This window comes from Thermostichus lividus PCC 6715, from assembly GCF_002754935.1.
In the GTDB taxonomy this organism is placed as follows: Bacteria; Cyanobacteriota; Cyanobacteriia; order Thermosynechococcales; family Thermosynechococcaceae; genus Thermosynechococcus; species Thermosynechococcus lividus.
The window spans coordinates 2,384,179-2,407,022 of record NZ_CP018092.1 but is presented as its reverse complement, the minus strand read 5'-3'; the positions used below and the strand labels follow the sequence as shown (position 1 = coordinate 2,407,022).

At 54.0% G+C, this 22,844-nt stretch carries 25 protein-coding genes, 4 pseudogenes and 1 other annotated feature; of the genes and pseudogenes, 14 read left to right on the top strand and 15 right to left on the bottom strand.

Features of this window, described 5'->3' with window-relative positions; all coding sequences use genetic code 11:
• The first annotated feature begins 105 nt into the window (after positions 1-105).
• The 3 genes and pseudogenes from lipA to BRW62_RS11715 all read left to right on the top strand — a co-directional run bounded on the left by lipA (position 106) and on the right by BRW62_RS11715 (position 3,162).
• Positions 106-974: pseudogene (lipA, locus tag BRW62_RS11725) on the top strand (lipoyl synthase).
• An 84-nt stretch (positions 975-1,058) separates the two neighbouring features.
• The gene (locus BRW62_RS11720) at positions 1,059-2,384 is read left to right on the top strand and encodes a valine--pyruvate transaminase (RefSeq protein ID WP_099799570.1); all 1,326 of its coding nucleotides are present in this window, start codon (positions 1,059-1,061) and stop codon (positions 2,382-2,384) included.
• 43 nt (positions 2,385-2,427) lie between these two features.
• Positions 2,428-3,162, top strand: coding sequence for a TerC family protein (locus tag BRW62_RS11715; protein WP_099799569.1), 735 nt, complete (start codon positions 2,428-2,430; stop codon positions 3,160-3,162).
• Here the strand turns inward: BRW62_RS11715 and ndk are convergent.
• A complete protein-coding gene (ndk, locus tag BRW62_RS11710; RefSeq protein ID WP_099799568.1) occupies positions 3,137-3,589 on the bottom strand; it encodes a nucleoside-diphosphate kinase in 453 nt (150 codons plus the stop codon). The genes BRW62_RS11715 and ndk overlap by 26 nt on opposite strands.
• 56 nt (positions 3,590-3,645) lie before the next feature.
• On the opposite strand from ndk, the gene BRW62_RS11705 reads away from it, so the two are divergent.
• Entirely contained in the window at positions 3,646-4,446 is an 801-nt protein-coding gene (locus BRW62_RS11705) for a PhzF family phenazine biosynthesis protein (RefSeq protein ID WP_099799567.1), read from the top strand.
• Here the strand turns inward: BRW62_RS11705 and cobO are convergent.
• The 8 genes from cobO to secE form a co-directional block, all read right to left on the bottom strand.
• Positions 4,443-5,045: a cob(I)yrinic acid a,c-diamide adenosyltransferase gene (gene cobO, locus BRW62_RS11700; RefSeq protein WP_099799566.1), complete on the bottom strand. Its 603-nt coding sequence runs from the start codon at positions 5,043-5,045 to the stop codon at positions 4,443-4,445. The genes BRW62_RS11705 and cobO overlap by 4 nt on opposite strands.
• An 87-nt stretch (positions 5,046-5,132) precedes the next feature.
• Positions 5,133-5,528 (bottom strand): 50S ribosomal protein L7/L12, encoded by a 396-nt coding sequence (gene rplL, locus BRW62_RS11695; protein ID WP_099799565.1) that lies wholly within the window; start codon positions 5,526-5,528, stop codon positions 5,133-5,135.
• A gap of 70 nt (positions 5,529-5,598) precedes the next feature.
• A complete protein-coding gene (gene rplJ / locus BRW62_RS11690; RefSeq protein ID WP_099799564.1) occupies positions 5,599-6,126 on the bottom strand; it encodes a 50S ribosomal protein L10 in 528 nt (175 codons plus the stop codon).
• 17 nt (positions 6,127-6,143) lie between these two features.
• Positions 6,144-6,282, bottom strand: a sequence feature (ribosomal protein L10 leader region).
• Positions 6,148-6,303: a hypothetical protein gene (locus tag BRW62_RS13155; protein ID WP_157768365.1), complete on the bottom strand. Its 156-nt coding sequence runs from the start codon at positions 6,301-6,303 to the stop codon at positions 6,148-6,150. Its footprint overlaps the feature before it by 135 nt.
• A 7-nt stretch (positions 6,304-6,310) precedes the next feature.
• Positions 6,311-7,024 carry a 50S ribosomal protein L1 gene (rplA, locus tag BRW62_RS11685; RefSeq protein WP_099799948.1) on the bottom strand — a complete coding sequence of 238 codons (714 nt, stop codon included), beginning with the start codon at positions 7,022-7,024 and terminating at the stop codon, positions 6,311-6,313.
• Positions 7,025-7,105: 81 nt separating this feature from the next.
• Positions 7,106-7,531: a 50S ribosomal protein L11 gene (gene rplK, locus BRW62_RS11680; protein ID WP_099799563.1), complete on the bottom strand. Its 426-nt coding sequence runs from the start codon at positions 7,529-7,531 to the stop codon at positions 7,106-7,108.
• Between the two features lie 14 nt (positions 7,532-7,545).
• Complete coding sequence (nusG, locus tag BRW62_RS11675; protein ID WP_376787948.1) at positions 7,546-8,175, bottom strand: transcription termination/antitermination protein NusG; 630 nt, start codon at positions 8,173-8,175, stop codon at positions 7,546-7,548.
• 81 nt (positions 8,176-8,256) lie between these two features.
• On the bottom strand, positions 8,257-8,472 hold the full coding sequence (gene secE, locus BRW62_RS11670) for a preprotein translocase subunit SecE (RefSeq protein WP_099799561.1): 216 nt from the start codon (positions 8,470-8,472) through the stop codon (positions 8,257-8,259).
• 96 nt (positions 8,473-8,568) lie between these two features.
• On the opposite strand from secE, the gene BRW62_RS11665 reads away from it, so the two are divergent.
• Entirely contained in the window at positions 8,569-9,483 is a 915-nt protein-coding gene (locus BRW62_RS11665; protein WP_099799560.1) for an alpha/beta fold hydrolase, read from the top strand.
• Here the strand turns inward: BRW62_RS11665 and BRW62_RS11660 are convergent.
• Positions 9,401-10,371, bottom strand: a pseudogene (locus BRW62_RS11660) (glycosyltransferase family 2 protein). The gene BRW62_RS11665 and the pseudogene BRW62_RS11660 overlap by 83 nt on opposite strands.
• Before the next feature lie 2 nt (positions 10,372-10,373).
• On the bottom strand, positions 10,374-11,180 hold the full coding sequence (locus BRW62_RS11655; protein WP_099799559.1) for a hypothetical protein: 807 nt from the start codon (positions 11,178-11,180) through the stop codon (positions 10,374-10,376).
• A gap of 150 nt (positions 11,181-11,330) precedes the next feature.
• On the opposite strand from BRW62_RS11655, the gene BRW62_RS11650 reads away from it, so the two are divergent.
• Positions 11,331-14,399, top strand: a complete 3,069-nt coding sequence (locus tag BRW62_RS11650) for an alpha-mannosidase (RefSeq protein ID WP_099799558.1) — start codon at positions 11,331-11,333, stop codon at positions 14,397-14,399.
• Here the strand turns inward: BRW62_RS11650 and BRW62_RS11645 are convergent.
• Positions 14,396-14,806 (bottom strand): single-stranded DNA-binding protein, encoded by a 411-nt coding sequence (locus BRW62_RS11645; protein ID WP_099799557.1) that lies wholly within the window; start codon positions 14,804-14,806, stop codon positions 14,396-14,398. The two genes, BRW62_RS11650 and BRW62_RS11645, sit on opposite strands and share 4 nt — an antisense overlap.
• 275 nt (positions 14,807-15,081) lie before the next feature.
• Between BRW62_RS11645 and BRW62_RS13515 the strand changes: the two genes are divergently transcribed.
• The 4 genes and pseudogenes from BRW62_RS13515 (at position 15,082) to acsF (ending at position 17,384) form a co-directional block, all read left to right on the top strand.
• The gene (locus tag BRW62_RS13515) at positions 15,082-15,438 is read left to right on the top strand and encodes a hypothetical protein (protein WP_227517412.1); all 357 of its coding nucleotides are present in this window, start codon (positions 15,082-15,084) and stop codon (positions 15,436-15,438) included.
• Positions 15,374-15,748, top strand: coding sequence for a hypothetical protein (locus tag BRW62_RS13510; protein WP_198406036.1), 375 nt, complete (start codon positions 15,374-15,376; stop codon positions 15,746-15,748). Before BRW62_RS13515 ends, BRW62_RS13510 begins: the two co-directional genes overlap by 65 nt.
• 3 nt (positions 15,749-15,751) lie before the next feature.
• Positions 15,752-16,144 (top strand): Npun_F0494 family protein, encoded by a 393-nt coding sequence (locus BRW62_RS11635; protein ID WP_227517411.1) that lies wholly within the window; start codon positions 15,752-15,754, stop codon positions 16,142-16,144.
• A gap of 98 nt (positions 16,145-16,242) precedes the next feature.
• Positions 16,243-17,384: pseudogene (gene acsF / locus BRW62_RS11630) on the top strand (magnesium-protoporphyrin IX monomethyl ester (oxidative) cyclase).
• Between the two features lie 456 nt (positions 17,385-17,840).
• On the opposite strand, the gene BRW62_RS11620 reads toward acsF, so the two are convergent.
• Complete coding sequence (locus BRW62_RS11620; protein WP_099799556.1) at positions 17,841-18,824, bottom strand: carbohydrate kinase family protein; 984 nt, start codon at positions 18,822-18,824, stop codon at positions 17,841-17,843.
• A gap of 116 nt (positions 18,825-18,940) precedes the next feature.
• Here BRW62_RS11620 and ndhC point away from each other — a divergent pair, with 116 nt between their 5' ends.
• From ndhC to dprA, 3 genes are all read left to right on the top strand, one after another.
• Positions 18,941-19,303, top strand: a complete 363-nt coding sequence (gene ndhC / locus BRW62_RS11615; RefSeq protein ID WP_099799555.1) for a photosynthetic/respiratory NAD(P)H-quinone oxidoreductase subunit C — start codon at positions 18,941-18,943, stop codon at positions 19,301-19,303.
• Between the two features lie 99 nt (positions 19,304-19,402).
• Positions 19,403-19,885, top strand: a complete 483-nt coding sequence (locus tag BRW62_RS11610; protein ID WP_099799554.1) for an NAD(P)H-quinone oxidoreductase subunit J — start codon at positions 19,403-19,405, stop codon at positions 19,883-19,885.
• A gap of 9 nt (positions 19,886-19,894) precedes the next feature.
• Positions 19,895-21,019 carry a DNA-processing protein DprA gene (gene dprA, locus BRW62_RS11605; protein ID WP_099799553.1) on the top strand — a complete coding sequence of 375 codons (1,125 nt, stop codon included), beginning with the start codon at positions 19,895-19,897 and terminating at the stop codon, positions 21,017-21,019.
• Here dprA and BRW62_RS11600 read toward each other — a convergent pair.
• The gene (locus tag BRW62_RS11600; RefSeq protein WP_099799552.1) at positions 21,016-21,381 is read right to left on the bottom strand and encodes a YkgJ family cysteine cluster protein; all 366 of its coding nucleotides are present in this window, start codon (positions 21,379-21,381) and stop codon (positions 21,016-21,018) included. The two genes, dprA and BRW62_RS11600, sit on opposite strands and share 4 nt — an antisense overlap.
• A 69-nt stretch (positions 21,382-21,450) precedes the next feature.
• Between BRW62_RS11600 and psb30 the strand changes: the two genes are divergently transcribed.
• Entirely contained in the window at positions 21,451-21,591 is a 141-nt protein-coding gene (gene psb30, locus BRW62_RS11595; RefSeq protein ID WP_099799551.1) for a photosystem II reaction center protein Ycf12/Psb30, read from the top strand.
• Positions 21,592-21,603: 12 nt separating this feature from the next.
• Here the strand turns inward: psb30 and BRW62_RS11590 are convergent.
• A pseudogene (locus tag BRW62_RS11590) lies at positions 21,604-22,808 on the bottom strand (4-hydroxy-3-methylbut-2-enyl diphosphate reductase).
• Positions 22,809-22,844: the final 36 nt, after the last annotated feature.

Genomic DNA, 22,844 nt, shown 5'->3' with positions numbered 1-22,844 from the left:
GGGTGCCCCACTGATAATTTACAGTTACTTAATAAATAGACTCAATAATTCATTAAGTTTTGTATTTATACGTCCTCTGCTCTATTGCTATCATTCAAAGGCATTATGACCCATCTTCAGCCCCTGCCAGCTTGGTTACGCAAACCCCTCGGCAAAGCCAGCGATATCGCCACCGTACAGCAGTTAATACGACGGCAGGGCATCCACACCATCTGTGAGGAGGGGCGCTGCCCCAATCGGGGGAGTGCTACGCCCAAAAAACCGCAACGTTTTTACTATTGGGGTCAACCTGTACCCGCGCCTGTGCCTTTTGCCAAGTGGATAAGGGACACGCCCCCCTAGCGGTGGATCCCCAGGAACCGGCGAAGGTAGCCGCGGCAGTCGCTACGCTGGGGTTAGACTACGTAGTCTTAACCAGTGTGGCGCGGGATGACTTACCTGACCAGGGAGCCGGGCAGTTTGTGGCCACCATCCAAGCCATTCGCCAACAGCGACCCCAAGCGCACATTGAAGTCCTCACCCCTGACTTTCGCATGGATCACGGGCGGCTGAGCCAGCGCGACTGCATTGCCCAAATTGTTGCCCTAGACCCCGCCTGCTATAACCATAATCTGGAAACCGTGGCACGGCTGCAAAAACCCGTTCGGCGCGGCGCCACCTATGAGAGTTCCTTGCGGGTACTGGCAACCGTCAAGGCGTTGAACCCACAGATTCCCACCAAATCGGGGCTGATGCTTGGTCTCGGCGAGTCTGAAGCAGAGATTGTGGCCACGCTGAAGGATTTACGGGCAGTGGGGTGCGATCGCCTCACCCTGGGGCAGTACCTGCCCCCATCCCTTAACCATCTTCCTGTTGTCAAATACTGGCACCCTGAAGAGTTTGAGCGCTTAGGTGAGATAGCCAAGGAGCTGGGGTTTAGCCATGTACGCTCAGGCCCACTGGTGCGAAGCTCTTACCACGCTGGTGAAGCTTAGGGGACATTTGCACCAACGCATGTCTGAGACACCATCAAAGCCAAAGTGTTATTCTAACGTTACTGTCATGATTCCCCTGCGCTTATGAATCCTGCACTCTCCCAGATTGGCCAACAAATGTCCCAACTGACGGGAGTACGGGCAATCATGAAGGATATTATCGAAACCCTGCGTCTGAATCGCGGTCAGGATCTTATTAACCTGAGTGCAGGCAACCCGCTGATTTTGCCGGAGGTCGAGCAACTGTGGCGAGAGTGCACCCAAGAACTCATGGCCAGTCCAGAATTTGGCCAAGTAGTGTGTCGCTACGGTACCAGCCAAGGTTATGAGCCGCTCATTGCCGCCGTTGTCGATGACTTTAACCGCCGCTATGGCTTGAACCTCAGTGAACAGAATGTGCTGGTGACCCCCGGCAGCCAAGCGATTTATTTCTTTGCTGCCAATGCCTTTGGAGGGGCTGCGGCGAACGGTCAAGCCAAGAAAGTGGTGCTGCCCTTGAGTCCCGAATATACCGGCTATGGTGGCGTGAGTTTGATGCCCCATACCGTAGTGGCCTACCGTCCCCGCTTAGAGATTTTTGAAACGGAGCACGCCTTTAAGTACCGTCCTGATTTTCAGCAGTTACAGATTGATGACACCACTGGGTGTGTAATTTTTTCGCGCCCCTGTAACCCCACTGGCAATGTTCTGACCGATGTGGAAGTGCGGCAAATTGCAGATCTGGCGGTGCCCTACGGGGTACCCGTGCTCATTGATGCCGCCTATGGCCCTCCCTATCCCAGCTTGAATTTTACGGAACTGGTGCCTGTGTTTGGTGGCAATATTGTTCACTGTCTCAGTTTGTCTAAGGCGGGCTTACCCGGTGAGCGGGTGGGGATTGCCATTGGCGATCGCGACATTCTCAGTGTTCTAGAAGCGTTTCAGACCAATGCGTGTATTCATGCCTCCCGCTATGGTCAGGCAATTGCTGCCTTGGCCATAGCCAATGGTGCCCTTGCCGATGTCTCACTAAATGTCATTCGGCCATTTTATCAACGTAAATTTGCTGTTTTAGAGGAAACCCTAAGAACCGCCTTACCTCAAGATTTGCCATGGTTCCTCCATCGCGGTGAAGGGGCGATTTTTGCCTGGCTATGGCTGCGGAATTTGCCAATGACGGATTGGGAACTGTACCAGCACTTGAAGCAAGCGGGGGTGATTGTGGTTCCCGGTAGCTCCTTCTTCCCCGGTCTGAGCGAGGAATGGCATCATAAGCAAGAATGCTTACGCATTAGCCTCACTGCCAGTGATGAGGAAATTGCTCTGGGGATGGAGCGCTTAGCAGCAACAATTAGCCAAATCTATCAAGACGCTTCGACCTACTCTGCCGGTCAGCAATGGCAGATTTCTGAAGCAGGTATGCGACCATAGACATTATGTCCATGGTTGAGCTTTGGAGATAGATGCTGCCTACATGATTGATGAGTTGCTGGAACTGTCACCCAATTGGGGGGTGGACACGCTGCTGTTGCTGGTGGTGTTGTTGGCGTTAGAAGCAATTCTCTCCGCTGATAATGCGATTGCTCTGGCAGCATTAGTACAGGGCATTGACGATCCGCAAGAGCAGCGCAACGCCCTGAATTTGGGGCTGGCCATCTCTTACATTTTTCGCATCGGCCTCATTTTTACGGCAAGCTGGGTACTCCAGTTCTGGCAGTTTGAATTGGCGGGCGCACTTTACCTCCTCTGGTTGGCGATCAAGTACTTTTTCTTCACAAACGAACCAGAGCACGAGCACGAACGGGTGATTCGCTCCTTTTGGCAAGCGGTACCCCTGCTGGCGCTGGCAGATTTGGCGTTTTCTTTAGATAGTGTGACAACGGCGATCGCCCTGTCGGATGAACGCTGGCTGGTGGTGCTGGGGGGCACCATCGGTGTCATTATGCTGCGGTTTATGGCAGAGCTATTTATTCGATGGTTAAAGGAATTTCCTCGCCTTGAAGATGCTGGCTACTTAACCGTCACCTTGGTGGGGTTACGGCTGCTTATGCGGGTTGTCAACCATGCCCTTGTTCCCCCTGACTGGCTGATGATTAGTCTCATTGCCCTGTGCTTTCTTTGGGGGTTTTCCAAACGGGCGACGGACGAGCCCCCTCCAGCCATAACCCCGCAAGCCCAGGAGCCTACATCTCGTACACCCAAGAGGTAAGGGATGGCTCCCAAGGAACCAGTTCTTGCGTTTGGAACCAGAGGTTAATTTCGCGCTCTGCGGTTTCGGCGGCATCAGAGCCATGGATGATATTGCGCCCCACGTCCACACCAAACTCTCCACGCAGGGTGCCTGGCTCGGCATTCAGGGGATTTGTCGCGCCAATCATCTTACGGGCAGCGGCAATCACACCGCGACCTTCCCATACCATCGCTACCACAGGCCCTGAGGTAATAAAGTTCACAAGCCCCGGAAAAAAAGGTTTATCCTTGTGCTCGCCGTAGTGTTGCTCCGCCAGTTCGCGGCTCACCCGCAGCATTTTCAGACCTACTAATGTGTAGCCTTTTTGCTCAAATCGTTGGATAATCGTCCCCACTAGACCCCGCTGGACACCATCGGGCTTAATGGCTAGAAATGTCCGTTCCACGCAGTCGTTCCTCTGCTTGCACTACAGCATAAATTTTACGGGTTTAGAGGTACCAGATGGGGCTACCACTCTATCAAGTTGATGCATTTACTAAAACTCCCTTTTGCGGTAACCCAGCAGCCGTATGTGTTCTCCCAGTGTTCCTAGAGTCCGATCAGCTCCAGGCGATCGCTCAGGAAATGAATCTTTCGGAAACCGCCTTTGTGGTGCCCACGGCTGCGGGATTTGATCTGCGATGGTTCACCCCCGTGGCCGAAGTCGATCTGTGCGGTCATGCTACGCTGGCGGCAGCCCATGCCCTCTGGCAGCATCAGGGAGCGGTTGGTGATCTGCTATTTCATACCCGTAGCGGCACCTTGGTAGCCCGCCAAGCTGAGGACTGGATTGCCTTGGACTTTCCGCAACAACCGGTGCACTCCCTCGAGCATCCGAAACTCCTTGAAACACTCACTGCTGCCTTAGGGATTTCCCCCGTTTGGCTTGGTCAAACCGCCAGTGATTTATTTGTTGTCTTGGACAATGAAACCCTAGTGCAGCAGTTAAGCCCTGATTTTGCCCAAATTGCCACCCTGCCCTGTCGAGGGGTGATTGTGACAGCATTAAGCCATGCTCAGGATTATGACTTTGTCTCGCGCTTTTTTGCTCCGCAATTAGGCATTCCTGAGGATCCAGTCACCGGATCGGCTCACTGTAGCCTTTATCCCTACTGGCGAGAGCACGTTGCTAAGGAAACATTAGTGGGGTATCAAGCCTCGCGGCGAGGCGGAATCGTCAAAGTCCAAGGCGCAGGCGATCGCGTCATCCTCTTTGGTCAAGCCGTTACCGTGTTGCAAGGAGAACTGCTAGGACTGGACTAGAATTCAATGCCAGGTTGGGCTTTTATCCCTTGTTCGCGGAAGGGATGTTTCACGAGGGTCATTTCCGTCACTAAGTCTGCGGCCTCAATCAGAGCTGCAGGCGCACCGCGCCCTGTGAGAATCACATGGGTCATGGCGGGTTTCTGACTCAAACCAGCCAAGACTGTCTCCACCGCAAGGTACTCCAGTTTTAAGGCAACGTTAATTTCATCCAAAAGCACCAAGCGATACTCCGGATTTCTCAGGTAAGTGAGCGCTAATTCCCAGGCCGCTAGGGCATGGGCAATGTCCCGCTGCCGATCTTGGGTTTCCCATGTAAACCCTTCTCCCATGGCATGGAAGGCTAACTGCTCTGGCCAATGGCTCAGAACGGCTTTCTCAGCGGGTTCCCACGCCCCCTTAATAAACTGAATAATGGCCACGCGGTAGCCGTGCCCCAAAGAGCGGACAACCATTCCCAGAGCGGCAGTTGTCTTACCTTTACCATTGCCGGTATGGACGATGATCAGCCCCTTTTCGCGGTTGCGCTCTGCCAGTCGTTGTGCCTGCACCGCTTTACGTTGCTGCATTTTTTGGCGGTATTGCTCATCGCTTAGCATCGGATACCTTCCAAATTAGCAAAAATAATAAATAGGGTAGCTCTGACAGTCGAACTACCCTTGGCGGTCAAGATACCAGAAATTAAGCTATTTGATGCTGACTTTGGCGCCAGCCTCTTCTAGCTCTTTCTTGGCAGCTTCGGCATCTTCCTTGGTAGCCCCCTCTTTGACAGCTTTGGGGGTTGATTCCACCACTTCTTTAGCTTCTTTTAGCCCCAGCCCTGTCAAGGAACGGACGACTTTCAGAACGGCAATTTTCTTGTCGGCAGGAACGTCCTCGAGGATGACATCAAAAGCAGTTTTTTCTTCGACTTCCTCCGCAGGAGCGGCACCGGCAGCAACGGGAGCCGCCATCACCATGCCGCCGACCGGCGCAGCCGCACTCACGCCAAAGGTCTCTTCAATTTGTTTGACCAGTTCGGCAGCTTCTAACAGGGTTAGGGATTTCAATTTTTCGAGAATTTCATCGGTTGCAGCAGACATTGTTAACTCCTAAAGTGTAGTAAATAAAACAACAGGTGGATTCTCAAACAGAACCCAAAAGCAGGATGATCTATGCCGCCTCTTTGTCGGCGATCGCCTGCGTTGCCCGCGCCAAGGAAGCCGGAACTTCCTTGATGCCAATGGCAATCTTGGCCGTGACAGCGTTGAGGGCACCGGCAATTTGCGCCATGAGTTGCTCCTTGGAGGGCAGATCGCCGATGGCCTTGACTTGGGCTTCGTCAAGGGCGCGTCCCTCTAGGACACCACCGCGCAAGGCTGTCTTTTTCGTGGCTTTCTGGAATTCTTGGTAGGCTTTAATGGTGCCCCCCAAGTCATCCGTGGCCAACAAAAAGGCGGATGGTCCTTGCAAGAACTGGGTCAGAGGTTGCCAGTGGTCACTGTCTTTGACCGCCAGTTCCATCAGCGTGTTTTTCGTAACTTTGCAACTGGCATTGCACTTGCGCAAGCGCTGTCGTAAGTCCTTGAGTTCAGCATCGGTGAGACCTTGATAGTCAATCACCAGTGCCATTTGGGCTTGACTCAAGCGGTCTTTGAGTTCGGCTACAATTTGTTTTTTATTTTCTAGCGTGCGTCCCACGCGGATCACCTCCCTATGGTTTCAAGAAAAAACCCCAGCAGTGCTGCCGGGGCGATCGCCCAATCCCGCAAGATGGACATCGCAAACCTCAGCAGGACGATTATGTCTTGGCAGTCGCCAGACCCCTGCGGTCTTCGGTTTCAAGAACTCAATTTTTTGGGTTTGGGCAATAGGCAACTCCTCCTTAGGCCACGTCCGCCAGCTTCAGCTCCCGCAGGGCATTAATATCCACTTGGATACTCGGCCCCATGGTCGCCGTTACATAGACACTGCGCCAGTAGCGCCCCTTGGCACCGCTGGGTCGGTTGCGATCAATGGCCTCCTGCAAGGCTTTCAGGTTCACCAGCAGATCCTCAGCGCTAAAGCTCGCTTTGCCAAAAAGGACATGAACAATTCCGGTGCGATCGGCGCGGAATTCGACCTTACCGGCCTTAAATTCAGCAATCGCTTGGGGCAGATCAAAGGTCACAGTACCCGCTTTGGGAGAGGGCATGAGGCCGCGCGGCCCAAGAATTCGACCCACCTTAGCCACTTGGGGCATCATATCTGGGGTGGCAATCAGCAAATCAAAGTCCATCCGCCCTTTTTGGATTTCATCAATCAGCTCTTCAGACCCCACCACATCAGCACCAGCGGCACTGGCCTCCGTCACTTTTTCACCCCGGGCAATAACCGCCACCCGAATGGTTTGCCCTGTGCCTTTGGGGAGCGCCACAGTGGTTCGCAATTGCTGATCCGTATATTTAGGATCAATCCCTAGACGAATGTGGGCTTCTGCCGATTCCGGAAATTTAGCAGTGGCGGTTTCCTTGAGCAGTTGGAGTGCTTCAAGGGGTGGGTAAGGGCGATCCTCTACTTTGGCATAGAGGTCACGCAGTCGTCGCGAGAGTTTAGGCATTTGGTTAACCTCCACGGGGTGCAAGCGAAACTCGGTTTCTCCCCCAACACAACAATTTAACAGCGAACACACGAAAACCCCTTAGTCGGTGACGGCAACCCCCATATTCCGCGCCGTCCCTTCAATAATGCGCATGGCCGCCTCAATGTCATTGGCATTGAGGTCTGGCATTTTTTTCTCGGCAATTTCCCGCAGTTGGGCGCGGGTAATACTGCCGACTTGTTTTTTGTTGGGCTCCCCAGAGCCTTTCTCGATCCCTGCCGCTTTTTGGATGAGCACCGAGGCGGGCGGCGTTTTCAGAACAAAGGTAAAACTGCGATCTTCATAGACCGAAATTTCCACCGGTACGACGGTACCCACCTGATCGGCGGTGCGAGCGTTGTACTCTTTGCAGAACATCATGATGTTCACACCGTGCTGACCCAAGGCAGGGCCAATGGGAGGGGCAGGGTTGGCTTTACCTGCCTGAATCGCTAACTTAATAATTGCGACGACTTTTTTCGCCATAGTGATTGAGCGTCCTATCCTTCTTTTTCCACTTGATTCACTTCGAGTTCAACCGGTGTTTCGCGGCCAAAAATCGAGAGTAATGCTTTGAGCTTGCTGCGCTCAGGGCTGACTTCAATAACTTCACCCTCAAAGTCTTTGAACGGGCCACTGAGAACTTTGATCTTATCACCACTGTTGAGATCAATGCGGTGAACCGGCTCTTGCTCTTGGACTTTGCGGAAGATGCGATCCACTTCTGCCGCACTCAAGGGCATGGGTTTGACGTGCCCTCGCCCGCGGCCGGTACTCCGCCGTTGCTCGGCACCTACAAAGTTAATGACATTGGGGGTGTTTTTGATAACCTGCCATGCTTCATCATCAATCTGCCACTCACCGGTGTCTGGCGACTGCTGTGCCCGCACTTGAATGAGCACATAGCCCGGAAACACTTTTTCCTCAATGGTTTGGCGTGAGCCGTCTTTCTTGATTTTGATGATTGGTGTTTGGGGAATTTCAATGCGGAAGATACGATCAGCGACATCTAAGGTATGCAGCCGCTGCTCAATGGTGCTTTTAACCTTTTTTTCGCAGCCGGAGGCCACTTGCACAGCGTACCAAAATCGCTTTGCCGATTTTACGGATTCGTCATCCGTGGTACTCATGCTGTCATTGAGGGGATCCTGCTGATCGTAATCTGTAAATTCGCTAGCCATAGGCGCGTACGTGTAATCCTTGTGGGCTGCCTAAAAAATAAGTTTCGCCAACCAGCGAAAAAGTTCATCAACCAAGTAGATAACGACTGCTGAAAGAGAGACAATTAAAATCACAGCAGCAGATTCGCCAATTAAACGTTGGCGATCAGGCCACACCACTTTGTTGAGCTCTTCCTTGGTCTCGCGGAAAAACTCAGTGAGGTTGAAGCCACTGCTGGGCTTATCGCCTTCGGTGCTTTTGGTCACGGCGGAACTCCTTCGGGCACAGGGGCAGCCTGTTACTACCAGTCTAATTCAGCGCGATTTATTATCGTAGCAGGTTTCTTTAGTTTAGGGAATATCATGATCGAGAGTTTGCGATCTCGCACCCTCACCACTGGTCTTGGCGATGTGGTCTATAGAACAAATGACTTCAACCTCGGGGCTACAACGCCACCGCTGTTTTTTTGGCATGGTCTCGGGGGAGGCTCCAGTTCTTACGAGTGGTCAGCTGTGTACCCTGCCTTTGCTGCGGATTATCCTGTGTTTGCCCTAGATTTGCCCGGATGGGGTGCCTCTGCCCATGTAGCTCAGCCCTACACGGTTGCAGCCTACGCTGCCCACATCAGTGAATGCCTCAGCCAGCTAGCAACTGAGCCAGCGGTGGTGATTGCGTCTTCGCTGACGGCGGCGTTTGCGATCCAAGCGGCGATCGCCCAGCCACAGTACGTTCGTGCCTTAATTCTGGTGTGTCCAACGGGTCTGAGTGATTTTGGCCAAGACTACCGTCAGAGCCTCATTGCCCAATTGGCTCGCCAACCTTACCTAGATGTGGTCTTCTATCGGCTGGCGGTAGCCAATCCCTTGGGGGTGCAGTCGTTTATGGTGAATCAGCAATTTGCGCAGCCGCAACGAATCAGCCCACAGATGATTGCCACCTACACCCAAGTGGCGCAGGCAGAAGGGGCAGAAATTGCGGCACTGGCCTTTGTGCGCGGGGATCTCTGTTGCGATCTTAGCCATCGTTTGCCCCACTTAACGGTACCGACCTATATCGTGTGGGGCGAGCAGGCCAAGTTGCCGCCGCTGCGTGTGGGGCAACGCTTAGCTGAACTGAATCCAGAGGCAATTCGTGCCTTTGACACTGTGCCTGAGGTGGGGCTAACCCCCCAGTTGGAGTGTCCGGCGGTGATGATTAGTTTGCTGGATCGCTATTTGCAGCAGGTGTCGGGTCAAGACCATAGCGATCGCGCACAAGGTAGAGGGGACGCTGTTTGACTTCTTCGTAAATGCGGCCAATGTACTCACCAATGATGCCAAGGGTCAGCAGTTGCACCCCCCCATAAACAAAATGGCCACCATGAGGGAGGGGTACCCGGGTAAGTCGGCACCAAAAAGCAAGGTGCGCACGACCAGCCACAGGGCATAGATCAACGCCACCCCAGAGATCATCAGGCCAACGTAGAGCCACACCTGTAGGGGCTTGACGCTAAAGGCAAAAATGGCACCTAGGGCAAAATTCCACAATTGCCAGTAGCTCCACTTGCTCTGGCCTTGACGGCGAGCTGGCCGTTCAAAATAAACCGCAGTTTGGCGATACCCCACCCAACTAAACAGTCCCTTCATAAAGCGTCCTCGCTCTGGTAATTGTTTGAGGGCTTCCACCACCCGTCGATCTAGCAGCCGAAAATCCCCCGTATTGGCAGGAATAGGCACAGAACTCAGTCCTTGCAGCAAGGCATAGAAGCCGTGCGCCGTCCATTGCTTCAGGAGCGACTCCCGCCGCCGCTGTCGGGTGGCATAAACGACATCAAATCCCTGCTGCCAGCGCTCCACAAGGTCAGGGATTACCTCGGGCGGGTCTTGTAAGTCCGCATCCATGGGGATAACCGCCAACCCCGTGGCAGCATCAATCCCAGCGGTGAGGGCAATGTCTTTACCAAAGTTGCGGGACAAATCGAGAATTTTAATCGTGGGGTGGCGATCGCGCCATTGGAGCAACCCACTGAGAGTGCGATCGCGACTGCCATCGTTGACGCAAATAATTTCGTAGGGCAACCCTAACTGTGTCAAGACTGGCAATAGTTCTTGAAATAGTGCATCCAGATTGGCTTCTTCGTTAAAACAGGGAATGACGATCGACAGGGTCGGTGGCAGGTTCCCCATACCTAGGGTTGGCGGGCAGTGGCGGTCGCTGGTAGGGTGGTGCCATAGACCGCGGGGCGATCGCCCTGGGCTAGTTGGGTGCTGCCATGACTATCCACCGCCCAAAGGGTTGCCTGCGCGTCCCCCATCACGTGGGTTTGAAAGAGCACCTGATCCGGGTACGTGTGGCTCCAGCCCAAAAGCGTTGCAACGTCATAGTCGGCTGCCGTGGGATACACTGTTGCCACATGGCCGCGCCCAGGCTGCCAAATCCAAGCGGCATCCGTGACGAGGTCTGACGCAAATAACCCCATAAACTGGCGTACCAAGAGACGATTATCGCGTTGCGACCACCCCACCGGCACTAATACCGCAATCAAGCCTTGGTGGCGAGGCACCTCTGCTAAAAACTCTGGCGGGACTTCCTGAAGGCTGTTGATGCGCTGGCGATCGCCCGTGTGCAGGTCGGTAATCTCCAATATGCTCGTTAACTGTTGCTCGAACGCCTGGGGTGCCGCCTGAAAGTAGAGGGTGGCTTCCGCCACATAACGACCATCGGGGGAAACGTAGCGGGCCGTCTGCTGGCGGTAGGAGAGGGGCTTTTGCGCCTTTAGGGCTGCCTCGTGTCCCTGCTCAATCCACGTCCACGGCAGGGGAAAAGGGCTTTGCAGAGGGTCAGTGGCCGTGGGCACTACTTGCAGCAACTGATCTGCCTTCGGTGGGGTTACGTCAGGTTGGGCAAGCGTCAGGGGGGGAACCACCACAGCCGTGAGTAGCGCACAGAGTGAGGAGGTTAAAATACCCCGCCACTGCTCAAATCGGGTTACCATTGGGTCACTCCTCCCCAGAAAACAGTGTGAGTGGGTTATGTATAGGTGGATAAGCGGGTCAGCCAAAAACGCCAAACAATCATCACGAGCCCTCACTTCTCTAGCATAGCAAGTGGCCTAGGCCGATCGCGGCGAGATTAACTATTTTTTATGATTTTATCAGAATTGCTCAAAAAAAGCCGTCAATTTCTATGCCAGCTGGCCACCATTGATCTACAGCGGCAGTGGTGTGCCGTTGCGCCCCACGCCCACCCCTTACCCGCAGAGGGTCTGCCCTACCCTTGCAATGCCAAGGGACATTTAGCTTGGGACAAAGGGGGACACCCGCTGTGGTTAGGACAGCGGATTACGGTTCCTACGGCAGTTCAGGGCTACGCTGTTGCGGGGTTAACGCTGCGGCTGGCGCTCACTTGGTGGGCAGATCGAGCCACAGTCTATGTGAATGGCCAGGCGGTACACCATGGTGATTTATTTGACCATTCCGTGCGGTTGTGCCTTGACGTGGCCGTGACCCCCGGCCAGACGTGGGATGTTGTCGTGGAATTGGTCAGTCCCCACCACGATGAGGGGGCGTTGGTGCGCTCGCAACTCCTATGGGAATCACCTGAGGGGGTTGACCCTGGGTTTGTGGCCGCTGAGCTAGAGATTCTAGAAACGTTTGCAGAACACGTAGAGGCCAACGCCCTCGCACCGTTGCTCTCTAAGCTCTTGGAAACAGGGGGCGATCGCTTAGATCCCCTCCTCCATCACCTCCACGATCGCCTACAGGACTGCGCCGAACCACTGCGCCAATTTCAGATGCATCTGTGCGGCCATGCCCACCTCGACCTTGCTTGGCTGTGGCCGATTTCTGAAACGTGGTCTGTGGCGCAGGCCACCTTTGCCTCAGTGCTAGCCCTGAAAAAAAATTACCCAGAATTGACCTTTACCCATTCCACCCCGGCGTTATATGCCCATCTGGAACACCATGCCCCCGCTTTGTTTAGGGCGATTCAAACTGCTGTCGCGCAGGGCTGGTGGGATGTTGCGGCTGGACTGTGGGTAGAGCCGGAGTTAAACCTCATTAGTGGTGAGTCCATTGTCCGCCAACTTCTTTACGGTCAACACTACCTACAACAGGCGTTTGGGGAGGTCAGCCCCATTGCTTGGCTACCGGATACCTTCGGCTTTCCGGCGCGGTTACCTAGCTTCCTAACCGAGGCGGGGATTCGCTACTTTGTCACCCAAAAACTCCGCTGGAACGACACCACTCGCTTTCCCTACGGTTGGTTTCAGTGGCAGGATGCAGCGGGAGCACGCCTGCCCAGTTTGATGTCTGCCCCCATCGGCGAAGGGGTTGATCCGGTGAAGATGGCGGCCTATGCTCAGGAGTGGTTTCAGCAAACTGGCTCGCGGCGCAGTTTATGGCTGCCGGGGGTTGGGGACCACGGGGGTGGCCCCACCGCTGACATGGCTGAGATCGTGCGGCGTTGGCAGCGCTTAGGAGGGATTGGGCCGCAGTGGCAGTGGACACCGGTGCGCTCCTACCTCGATCAGTTGATGGCTGAAACCCCTCCTCAGGCCATCTGGTGTGATGAACTGTATCTAGAATTCCATCGCGGTTGCTACACCAGCCACGGCGATCAAAAAGCGGCTCACGATCGCGCCCAGCGGCAGTTGCAACAGGCAGAGCTATGGTCAACCCTAGCGGCGATCGCCACCGCTACCCCCTATCCCCAAACCACCCTCAAAGCTCTCTGGCAACAATTGCTGTTTAACCAGTTTCACGATATTCTGCCGGGTTCCTCTATCCCTGAGGTCTATGCCGAGGTTAACCCCACTTGGCAAACCCTCATTGATAGCACCCAAAACCTGCTCAGCCAAGCTCAAGCAGCCATTCTCACCGCGATCGCCGATGGATCTCCCCCAGAAACGGGTGCTATTCCAGTAGTGATCTTTAATGGCTTGAATGGCGATCGCGCTGGGGTCATTCACCTTAATTTGGCGGATCTGCCCACAGCGGTTCCCTCGTGGCGCGTCTATTGCCCGCGCGGTGATTACGATTTACCAGCGCAACTCAACCTCCCCCAACAGTGCCTGAGCTTTTGGGCGCAAGACATCCCCAGTGTAGGCTATCACCTGCTGTGGGTGTGTCCGCGCTCCCAACCGGATGGGCTGCCAACCCCGCCCCTCGGCTATGTCCTTGAAAATGACTATCTCCACGTAGAGATTGACCCCACGACAGGGGAAATTACCAACCTCTACGATAAACTCAACCACCGCCCCTGCTTGGGAGGGCCGGGCAATCAACTGAGATTTTTCCGCGATCAAGGCCAGTACTGGGATGCGTGGAATATTGACCCAAACTACGCCCAGCACCCACTGACAGGGGCAACCTTAGAGTCCATTGAATGGGTTTGCTGGCATCAACTGGAGCAACGGCTGCGGGTGACGTGGCGATTCCAGTCTTCACGGATTCAGCAAGAGTATGTCCTGCAGTACCAGACTCCATGGCTGCGTATTGACACGTCCCTTGACTGGCACGAAGCGCATATTCTGCTAAAAGCCGCGTTTCCCTTGGCCATCAGTGCACCAACTATCACCTGTGAAACCCCCGGCGGTATCACAGAGCGCCCCACGCTTCCCAATCGTGATCTAGACCCCCATGCCCAAGCGAAGTGGGAGGTGCCCTTTCTCACGTGGGTAGATTTAAGCACGCCAGAGTATGGCCTGAGCCTCTTGAGCGATTGCAAGCATGGGGTGGATGCCCAGCCCCAACAACTGCAATTAACGCTGTTGCGATCGCCCACGTGGCCGGATCCCCACAGCGATCGCGGTGAACACCACTTCAGTTATGGCCTATTTCCCCACAGTCAATCGTGGCAGAAGGCACGGGTGCCCGATCAAGCAGCAGCCTTTAACCACCCCCTCACGGCGGCGATCGCCCCCCTATCAACCTCAGGTTCCCTACCCAGTCATGGCTCACTGCTGGCATGGTCTGACCCAAACCTCCACCTGATGGCGCTGAAGCAGGCCGAAGACGCTAGGGGCTGGATCCTGAGAGTGGCCGATGCCTACGGCGACGGGGGCACCTTCACCCTTCAGCCTAGCCTGCTGCCGTGGTACCCCACAGAGCAGCACAACTTCTTAGAAGCTCCCCCGCAGTCCCTGCCGTGGCCAACCCGCTTAAAGCCATGGCAATTTCTAACGTTACGCTTGGGGATGGCAGCTAAGGGCTAGAACGGCACTTCGTCGAGATTCAAATCCTCTGGCGGCGGTGGTGCGACGGGCACCTTAGGGGCACTCTGAACACTACTGGGGTGAGCCACATGATCAACCACATTGCCCTCCACCGCATAAAATCGGCTGACAACCAATTCCGCTCGCTTTTCCTTAAAGCCTTCGGCACGGTCAATGGTATCCATCTTGAGGCGACCCTCAAGGATCAGGCGATCGCCCACATGGCACTCAGCGTGCATTTTTTGGCCAAGGCCACCCCAGCCCACTGCCCGCAAACTCATCGGTGGCTCCTCACTACGAATGCCCTGAAACTGCACCACCATGGTTGCCACCGCCATCTGGTTGTCTTGGGTATAACGCAGTTCCGGAGCCTCAATGACCTCGGCAAAGAGTACACAACTGTTCATGGTCCTCATCCCAATTCGAGAGCGCTTGTAGCCAGTGTGCCACCCTTTCTAGCCCATCGGGGTGTTTTTAACAATAATTGTGAAACCATTTGTACTTCTCGCGATCGCCACCGCAAAAAAGATTATAGTAAAAGCACAAGGATAAGCATAACGTGTTGAGTTGTCGGTAGCCTTTGAAAACTGATAGCATTGTAGGCTACAGCGAGCATTGACCGACTAAACAACTGACTAAAAAAAAATAGATATAACCCCCCAATAGCAAACGCTCACTGTTCTTGACTATGACCACTGCCGCCGAAAAAGTCCTGCTCAAACAGGGATCTCTTGTCCTCAAGCAATGTAAAAAAGCACTGCTGGAGCATGATATGGCTGCTCTTCAGCAGCAAGCACGTATTCTGCAGGTCGCTGCGGTTGCCTCGCGGCAGACGCTTGTTGAAGCCGAAGCACGGCTACTGGAGCAAGCTGCACATCAGAATCAGCCCCGGCGTGCTGCTGAGATTTTAATGAAGATCAAAGATTGCTTGGTTGCCTTGGCCGGCGATCGGGCAATGGCTGAAAGCCTACCCGATGTGCCCGCAGCGCCAGCGACCCCAGCGAAAAAACCGCCCGTTTATTCAACGGCCACAGGATGATAGCTATACAAAACGCCTAGGGAATTATCTGGTTGAAGCAGAGTTAGTCACCCCAGCCCAAATTGAAGTTGCGCTTGCGGATCAGCGCTCTACGGGTGCTCGCCTTGGCGATATCCTAGTGGCGCGAGGTTGGTTACGCAAAGGCACCATTGAATTTATTATGGAGCGTGTGGTCGTTCCGGATCGGCGGATGGGGCAACCTGAAACGTCACCAGCCGCTAAGTCTCCCTCGCCTGCCAGTCCGGCAGTCAGTAACTCCGCCAACGATCGCGCCACCCTTATCGATACCCAGTTTTCCGGCCACGGCTAGGTAGTGCTCCTGCAACGTAAAGACACTGTGCCCATTCCCTATTCCGTCCATGTCCGCCAACGGGGCGATCGCGCCCTGCGGTGTAGTCCATTTTTACCCCAACTCTTCCGTGCGATGCAGCAAGGAAGTGTTGCGCTTTTAGAAATTGCTGCCCACAAGGGGGTGGAAGCGGGCTTTACGCGATCGCCGCTGCCAGCCTTAGTAGTCGAAGCGGAACTGGATTGGTTGATCCAAGTTGGCCTACTGCGCCGTGAAGTCGATGGCCAAGGGTTGACCGATCGCTATCGCCTTACCCCCTTGGGGCAATCCCTCCTAGAGGAGCTGGCGACTCAAGACTGGTCAGCCTCCTGGGGCGATCGCCTGCAAAACCTATGGAACCGTTGGTTTCATCCCTAGCAGAATGTAACGGTTCTGTAATGAGCCGTAATGCAGTGTCGTATTTTCGCTACCATGCTCTATAGAGTGCCGTTAGCGACAGCGAGACACAGCGTTTTATGGTCAATACCGTAGCTAAGCCCGAGTTTGAAGAACTGCGTCCGGGCGTCAAAGCCCCCGCTCAAGAAACCATCCTCACCCCCGCTTCTACACCACCGATTTTGAAGCGATGGCGGAAATGAGCATTACTGAAAATGAGGCAGAACTTCAGGCTATCCTTGAAGAATTCCGCACCGACTACAACCGCCACCACTTTGTGCGGGATGCGGAATTTGAGCAATCGTGGGATCACATTGATGGCGAAACGCGGCAACTCTTTATTGAATTCCTAGAGCGCTCTTGTACCGCAGAATTTTCTGGCTTCCTGCTGTACAAAGAACTGAGCCGCAAGCTTAAAGATCGCAACCCAGTACTGGCAGAATGCTTTGCGCTAATGTCTCGGGATGAAGCGCGCCATGCGGGCTTCCTCAATAAAGCCATGTCGGACTTTAACTTATCCCTTGATTTGGGGTTCCTCACCCAAAGTCGCAGCTATACCTACTTTGAGCCAGAATTCATTTTCTACGCCACGTACCTCTCTGAAAAAATTGGCTACTGGCGCTATATCACCATCTATCGCCATCTCGAGAAGCACCCTGAGCATCGCATCTACCCAATTTTCCGCTTCTTTGAAAATTGGTGCCAAGATGAAAACCGCCATGGAGACTTCTTTGATGCCATTATGCGTGCCCAGCCACAGATGCTGGATCGCCCCCGTTCCTTCTGGCAAAAACTTAAAGAAATGCCGCTCTCGTTGTCAGGCAAGAAATGGGCACGCTATTTCATGATCTGCTGGCTGCCACCCACCCTCTGGTGCCGCTTCTTCCTCCTATCGGTCTTTGCCACAATGTACCTCAACGATCTGCAGCGTGCGAAGTTCTATGCAGCCATTGGCCTCGATGCCCGGGAGTATGATCGCGAGGTGATTGCTAAAACCAATGAGACTGCTGGGCGAGTCTTCCCCATTATTTTGGATGTCGATCATCCCGAATTCTACCCTCGCCTTGAGAAATGTGTTGAGAACAATGCGAAGCTCAGCGAGATCGCCCGTGCGGGCGGTGGGTTCCTGAAAAAGCTCCCCCTCTATCTCTCTAACGTGGTGCAAATGGTGAAGCTGTTCTTACTGCCAGTGAAGGCACCAACCTCCGCACCCGTTCGCTAAGGCATCCTCTCGTTAGCAAGATAAAAGATAAGGTCAGGGTTATGCTCAAGGGAGCATAACCTTTTTTATTGTTTTGATAAAAATTATTGCTATAATGTTGCGAAACATTGCGTAAGTATGAAAAGATTCTAAAAGCTCTTTTTAAAAATGGGGATCGCTGAAATAGCCTATGGCGATGGGTTTGAACCTGTGATCAGATAAAAATCGACCTGTGGCAATTTCGTAGGATGGAGGTAGAGGTTTATTGCTTCGGAGTTGATCCCCGCGATGGATACCCCAGTGATTCCCCCCCTACCTGTCGTTTTTGCTCCTTCTATCATTCCGAAGGGCGGCGTGGGGGAACGTGTGAAAAATTAAATGTGCCTGTGCGGGGGTTTTGGCGTGCGTGCTCCTTAGCAGTCGCTCCCACTAGGGCAGACTCCCTTCCCTCCTCATTGCAGACGGCAGTACCCCCAATTACGACATCTTTATTTTTCTTTGAGGATGATCCCGAAGCCATGCTGTAACCTCTTCAAGGGTAGGCTGGGCGGCGATCGCCCCTTTTTGGGTCGTCACTAAGGCACCGACAACAACTGCAAACTGTAAACAGTTGTGCTGCCAGTCTGGTTGGCGATAGTCTTCCGGTGTGCCTGTGAGCAATTGATAGAGCCACCCCGCCACAAACCCATCCCCTGCCCCCGTCGTATCCACAACTGCCATTGATGGGGGGTCAATCGTGTCAAGGTGGCCATGCCAACAGTAGCGAATGGGGGCACCGCCATCGGTAATGACAACGGCGCGATCGCCCACATCCCCCCATAAGCGCCCATAAACCACTTGGGGATCACTACTAGAGAAAAATAGTTCTGCCTCTTCCTTCGCCAGCTTGAGAAAATTGGCGGCTTCCAAAAAGGGGCGAATTTGCGCCACCGCTGCCTCGGTATCCGGCCAAAAAATAGGTCGCCAATTGGCATCGATTAAAATTGCTTTACCTTGGCTGTGCATCTGCTGCACGAGGTTCCGGAGAGTGGTTGCCGTTGGCTCAGCGGCTAAGGCAAGGGTTCCTGTGACCAGAAACTGCGCCGCTGCGACCTGCCTAGGGGAAATGGTGCTCCCTAGAAATTGGGTATCTGCAAAGGCTAAGGTATTGGTGGGGGCAAAGCCCACAAACTGGCGATCGCCCGTGGCACTCAATTTGACCCGCACCTGTCGAGTCGGCACACTGGGGATGGTCTCCATGCTACTAACATCCACCCCTATAGCGGCCAATTGCGATCGCGCTTGCTCCCCTAAGGCATCCTTGCCAACCGCCCCCAAAAATGCCGTAGGTACCCCCAGTTTGACCAAGCCACAGGCCACATTCGCGGGTGCGCCCCCCAGAAAACATTCCTTTGCCCCATCATCTCCTTCGATGCAGTCAAAGAGAACCTCACCGAAGCATAAAACAGTAGCCTCTGACATTGCTAATAATTTGCTATTAGTGGATTTAGTTTTTTCTATTGATCCCTAGCCTAGCGATTGCTGGGGGAGTGTGTCAAAATGGTAGCGATTCCAACATAGAAAGGTGCGCTGCAACTGTGTTTGTTCTCACGGGCTACGAGTATTTCCTTGGCTTTTTGCTCATTTGTGGGTTAGTACCGGTTCTTGCCCTTGCGGCCTCCGCCGCTGTCCGACCCAAGTCAGGCCGGATGATCCGCCTCACCACCTACGAATCGGGGATGGAACCCATTGGTGGCGCATGGATTCAATTCAATGTTCGCTACTACATGTTCGCGCTGGTGTTCGTTATTTTTGACGTGGAAACGGTGTTTTTGTACCCTTGGGCAGTGGCCTTCCACCAGTTAGGGGTGCTGGCCTTTATCGAAGCCTTGATATTCATTGCCGTGCTTGTGGTTGCCTTGGTCTATGCATGGCGTAAGCGCGCGCTGGAATGGTCGTAGCTATCCTGCAACTCTCTGACTTTGTATGTATCTCTCTCTCGCCGTTCTGCAATAGTGTTGGAGCCAACCCATGACTGATACCCCCATAGCGATGCCCCTATTGTTGAGGCAGGCCCGATTAGCCGCTGGTTGCAGTCTCAAAACCTGACCGTAGAATACTTAGGGCTTGATGCCTCTAGAGTAGAGCTGCTGAAGGTGGAGCGCGATTGTCTGTTAGCCGTTTGTCAAGCACTTTACGCCGATGGCTTTAACTATTTACAGTGCCAAGCGGCCTACGATGCTGGTCCGGGGCAAGAGTTAGTGAGCACCTACCATCTCATTAAGCTGAGCGATGCGGCCGATCGCCCCCCAGAAGTTCGCCTCAAGGTATTTGTGCCGCGGGATGATGCTCGGGTTCCTTCAGTGTATTGGATTTGGAAAACAGCGGACTGGCAAGAGCGGGAATCCTACGATATGTTTGGCATTGTCTATGAGGGGCACCCCCACCTGAAACGGTTACTCATGCCTGAAGATTGGGTGGGCTGGCCTTTGCGCAAGGATTACATCACCCCTGACTTTTACGAACTTCAGGAAGCTTACTAGCGATCGCCAGTGGCTGTTCCCACCGATGCGGCCTACTGGTATAGCTGGGCACAGGTTCCCGGCATTGGGCCGGTACTGTTGCAACGCCTACGGCAACACTTTGGCACGCTGAAAGCGGCATGGGAGGCGCCGCTGCGTGACCTAGGAGCCGTAGAGGGGATTGGCACAAAACTCTTGGCGGTGATTGAGCAGCAGCGATCTAGCGATACTCCTGAACGCGCCTATGCGGAGCATGCTCGGCAAAACCCGCAGCATTGGGTCTATGGTGACACAGGGTATCCCCACCTCCTCACGGAAATTCCGGATCCACCCCCCCTGTTGTACTACGGTGGCACCTTAGGTGCGAGTGTCTTCACGTCGGCACAGGGGGCGATCGCCATTGTGGGCACCCGAGATCCATCGGAATACGGTCGCCGCTGGGCACGCAAGCTGGGATACTGCCTAGGCCAAGCTGGCTTTGTCGTGGTCTCGGGGATGGCCGCTGGCATTGATGCTGAAGCCCATTGGGGCTGCCTTGAGAGTGGTGGCAGCACCATCGCCGTTTTAGCCACTGGGGTGGATATGATTTACCCACCTGAAAACCAAGCTCTGTATTGGCAACTGGTACAGCGCGGTGCGCTCTTGAGTGAGTATCCCCGTGGTACTAGTCCGGATCGCGCTCAGTTTCCGCGCCGCAATCGCATTATTGCTGGTCTGTGCCGCGCGGTCATTATTGTTGAAGCCCCCTTCAAATCCGGTGCCCTGATTACGGCACGCTATGCTGCCGAGTATGGCCGCGATGTCTATGTTCTGCCGGGTCACCTCGATAACCATCGCTCCAAGGGGGGACTTAGCTTAGTGAATCAGGGAGCACACATTATTTTGGGGGAAGAAGCACTGCTGCAACAACTGGGGCAAACGCCTCCCCTTCAGCTACCCTCTCCCCCAGCCGTGCCACAGCTGACGCCTCAACAGCAGCAAATTTTGCAAACCCTGAGTCACCTCAGCGTCCAAGGGCACACTGGCAGCATTGCCTTTGATGACATTGTGCAGGCAGTACCCCTCGATACCGGCACTGTGGCGGCTGAACTGCTGACCCTAGAACTTCTCGGGGTGGTGCAGCAGGAACCCGGCAACCGCTATCTTCTCCCCTAGCTATCCGCTAGAGACTGTGTCAGGGCATACTCGTAGCGAAGTAGCTCCAAGCTGCGCTCACCGTAGCGATCGCTAATGTGTTCACGACAGCAGGCGATTGCAAACTCGTCTAGTTCCTCAGCCGTAATACCGTACAGATCGGCAAACACCTCAGGGGTAACGCGACAAAACCGCGGACGCTCAGCATAAATTTGGCAGCGGCGGGTGATTGGCTCAAAGTGAATACACCAGCCATCCTCACCAATCAGGGATTGGTACAGGGCAAACTCAGCCTCATCAAGGATGGTGGCCACCTCTGGGCGATCGCTCAAGTCGAGATAGCAACACGCCCCACAGCCTTGCATACATTGCCATGTTGCCATGCTTAGAGTGCTCCAACCTGCCGTAAAATAGAACCACAATGACCTACCGCTGATTGCTCGGGAGAACCTATGGGAATCTTCAACGGAATTATTGATTTTGTCGCCAACATTAACTTTGAAGTCATTGCCCAACTGACGATGATTAGCATGATTGGTCTTGCTGGCCCTATGGTGGTGTTCCTCTTGGCTGTGCGCCGTGGTAACCTTTAAGTCTAAGTCCCGCTAGAGGAGGCAGGGTGCCTTGAGGGCAAAAATTTTCTGGAGAACGTCTTCCACCACCTTGTCAGGGGTTGAGGCTCCCGAAGTCACCCCAATAGTCACTGGGCGATCGGGAAGCCAGTTTTCGGCTACGGTTAACTCCTGATTGAGCGGTTTATGCTCAATCCGATTGCCAGGCCCGATGCGATCGGCAGCGTCAATATGGTACGAGGGAATGCCGTGCTCAATAGCAATTTCTTGGAGGTGGGTTGTATTGGAAGAGTTATAGCCCCCAATCACCACCATCAAATCAAGGGTTCCTCAACCAAGGACAGCATGGCATCCTGCCGCTCTTGGGTGGCATCGCAAATGGTATTAAAGCTTTGGAAGTGATTGTTCAGTTGGTCGGGGCCATACTTTTGCATCATCGTCCGCTCAAATAACTTACCAATCTGCTCTGTTTCACCCTTGAGCATTGTTGTTTGGTTGGCAATCCCCACCCGCACCAAGTCTCGATCTGGGTCAAAGTCCGCTGATGCTGCCTTGGCAAACTTTGCCATAAAGGCATCGCGATCGCCCCCATGGAGAATGTAATCGCAAACGTAGCGGGCTTCCTCAAGGTTCAGCACAATCAAGTACGTCCCCGCAAAGGAACTCGTGGCAATCGTTTCTTCGTGATTATATTTACCGTGAATAATTGAGGTGAAACTCACTTTTTTGTGCTTCTCAACGCTGTGCCACACTTTTGACACCCACGGACACGTCGTATCCACAATGGTGCAGCCGCGCTCATTGAGTAACTGCATCTCCTGCACACTTGCCCCAAAGGCAGGCAGAATCACAACATCCCCCTGCGCAACATTGCTAAAATCCTTCACGCCGTTAAGGACGGGAATAAACTCCACCTGCATCTGCCGCAGCCGCTCATTCACCGACGGATTGTGAATAATTTCGTTGGTAATCCAAATCCGCTCTGTGGGAAAGTGAGTGCGGGTTTCGTAGGCAAGGGCAACGGCGCGCTCCACCCCCCAGCAAAAGCCAAAGGCTTCCGCCAAACGAATAGTGACATCGCCGTGCTGCCAGCGGTAGCCATTATCACGAATTTGCTGAATGAGAGAACTTTGGTACTCTCCTTGAAGTTGTTCGTTGACTACTTCCCCGTGGCCAAACCCTTTGCGGTGATAATTTCCAGAACTGTGTAGCGATCGCTTAAAGGCGCGGGTATCCATAGGTCTCCTCATGCAGCAACCTAGAGGTATTGTGAC

Bases quoted from the DNA above. Each gene is read 5' to 3' on its own strand.
- BRW62_RS11720 (WP_099799570.1), top strand. From the start codon at position 1,059: ATGAATCCTGCACTCTCCCAGATTGGCCAACAAATGTCCCAACTGACG.
- BRW62_RS11715 (WP_099799569.1), top strand. From the start codon at position 2,428: ATGATTGATGAGTTGCTGGAACTGTCACCCAATTGGGGGGTGGACACG.
- BRW62_RS11705 (WP_099799567.1), top strand. From the start codon at position 3,646: ATGGGGCTACCACTCTATCAAGTTGATGCATTTACTAAAACTCCCTTT.
- cobO (WP_099799566.1), bottom strand. From the start codon at position 5,045: ATGCTAAGCGATGAGCAATACCGCCAAAAAATGCAGCAACGTAAAGCG.
- rplL (WP_099799565.1), bottom strand. From the start codon at position 5,528: ATGTCTGCTGCAACCGATGAAATTCTCGAAAAATTGAAATCCCTAACC.
- rplA (WP_099799948.1), bottom strand. From the start codon at position 7,024: ATGCCTAAACTCTCGCGACGACTGCGTGACCTCTATGCCAAAGTAGAG.
- rplK (WP_099799563.1), bottom strand. From the start codon at position 7,531: ATGGCGAAAAAAGTCGTCGCAATTATTAAGTTAGCGATTCAGGCAGGT.
- nusG (WP_376787948.1), bottom strand. From the start codon at position 8,175: ATGAGTACCACGGATGACGAATCCGTAAAATCGGCAAAGCGATTTTGG.
- BRW62_RS11665 (WP_099799560.1), top strand. From the start codon at position 8,569: ATGATCGAGAGTTTGCGATCTCGCACCCTCACCACTGGTCTTGGCGAT.
- BRW62_RS11655 (WP_099799559.1), bottom strand. From the start codon at position 11,180: ATGGTAACCCGATTTGAGCAGTGGCGGGGTATTTTAACCTCCTCACTC.
- BRW62_RS11650 (WP_099799558.1), top strand. From the start codon at position 11,331: ATGATTTTATCAGAATTGCTCAAAAAAAGCCGTCAATTTCTATGCCAG.
- BRW62_RS11645 (WP_099799557.1), bottom strand. From the start codon at position 14,806: ATGAACAGTTGTGTACTCTTTGCCGAGGTCATTGAGGCTCCGGAACTG.
- BRW62_RS13510 (WP_198406036.1), top strand. From the start codon at position 15,374: ATGTGCCCGCAGCGCCAGCGACCCCAGCGAAAAAACCGCCCGTTTATT.
- BRW62_RS11620 (WP_099799556.1), bottom strand. From the start codon at position 18,824: ATGTCAGAGGCTACTGTTTTATGCTTCGGTGAGGTTCTCTTTGACTGC.
- BRW62_RS11600 (WP_099799552.1), bottom strand. From the start codon at position 21,381: ATGGCAACATGGCAATGTATGCAAGGCTGTGGGGCGTGTTGCTATCTC.
- psb30 (WP_099799551.1), top strand. From the start codon at position 21,451: ATGGGAATCTTCAACGGAATTATTGATTTTGTCGCCAACATTAACTTT.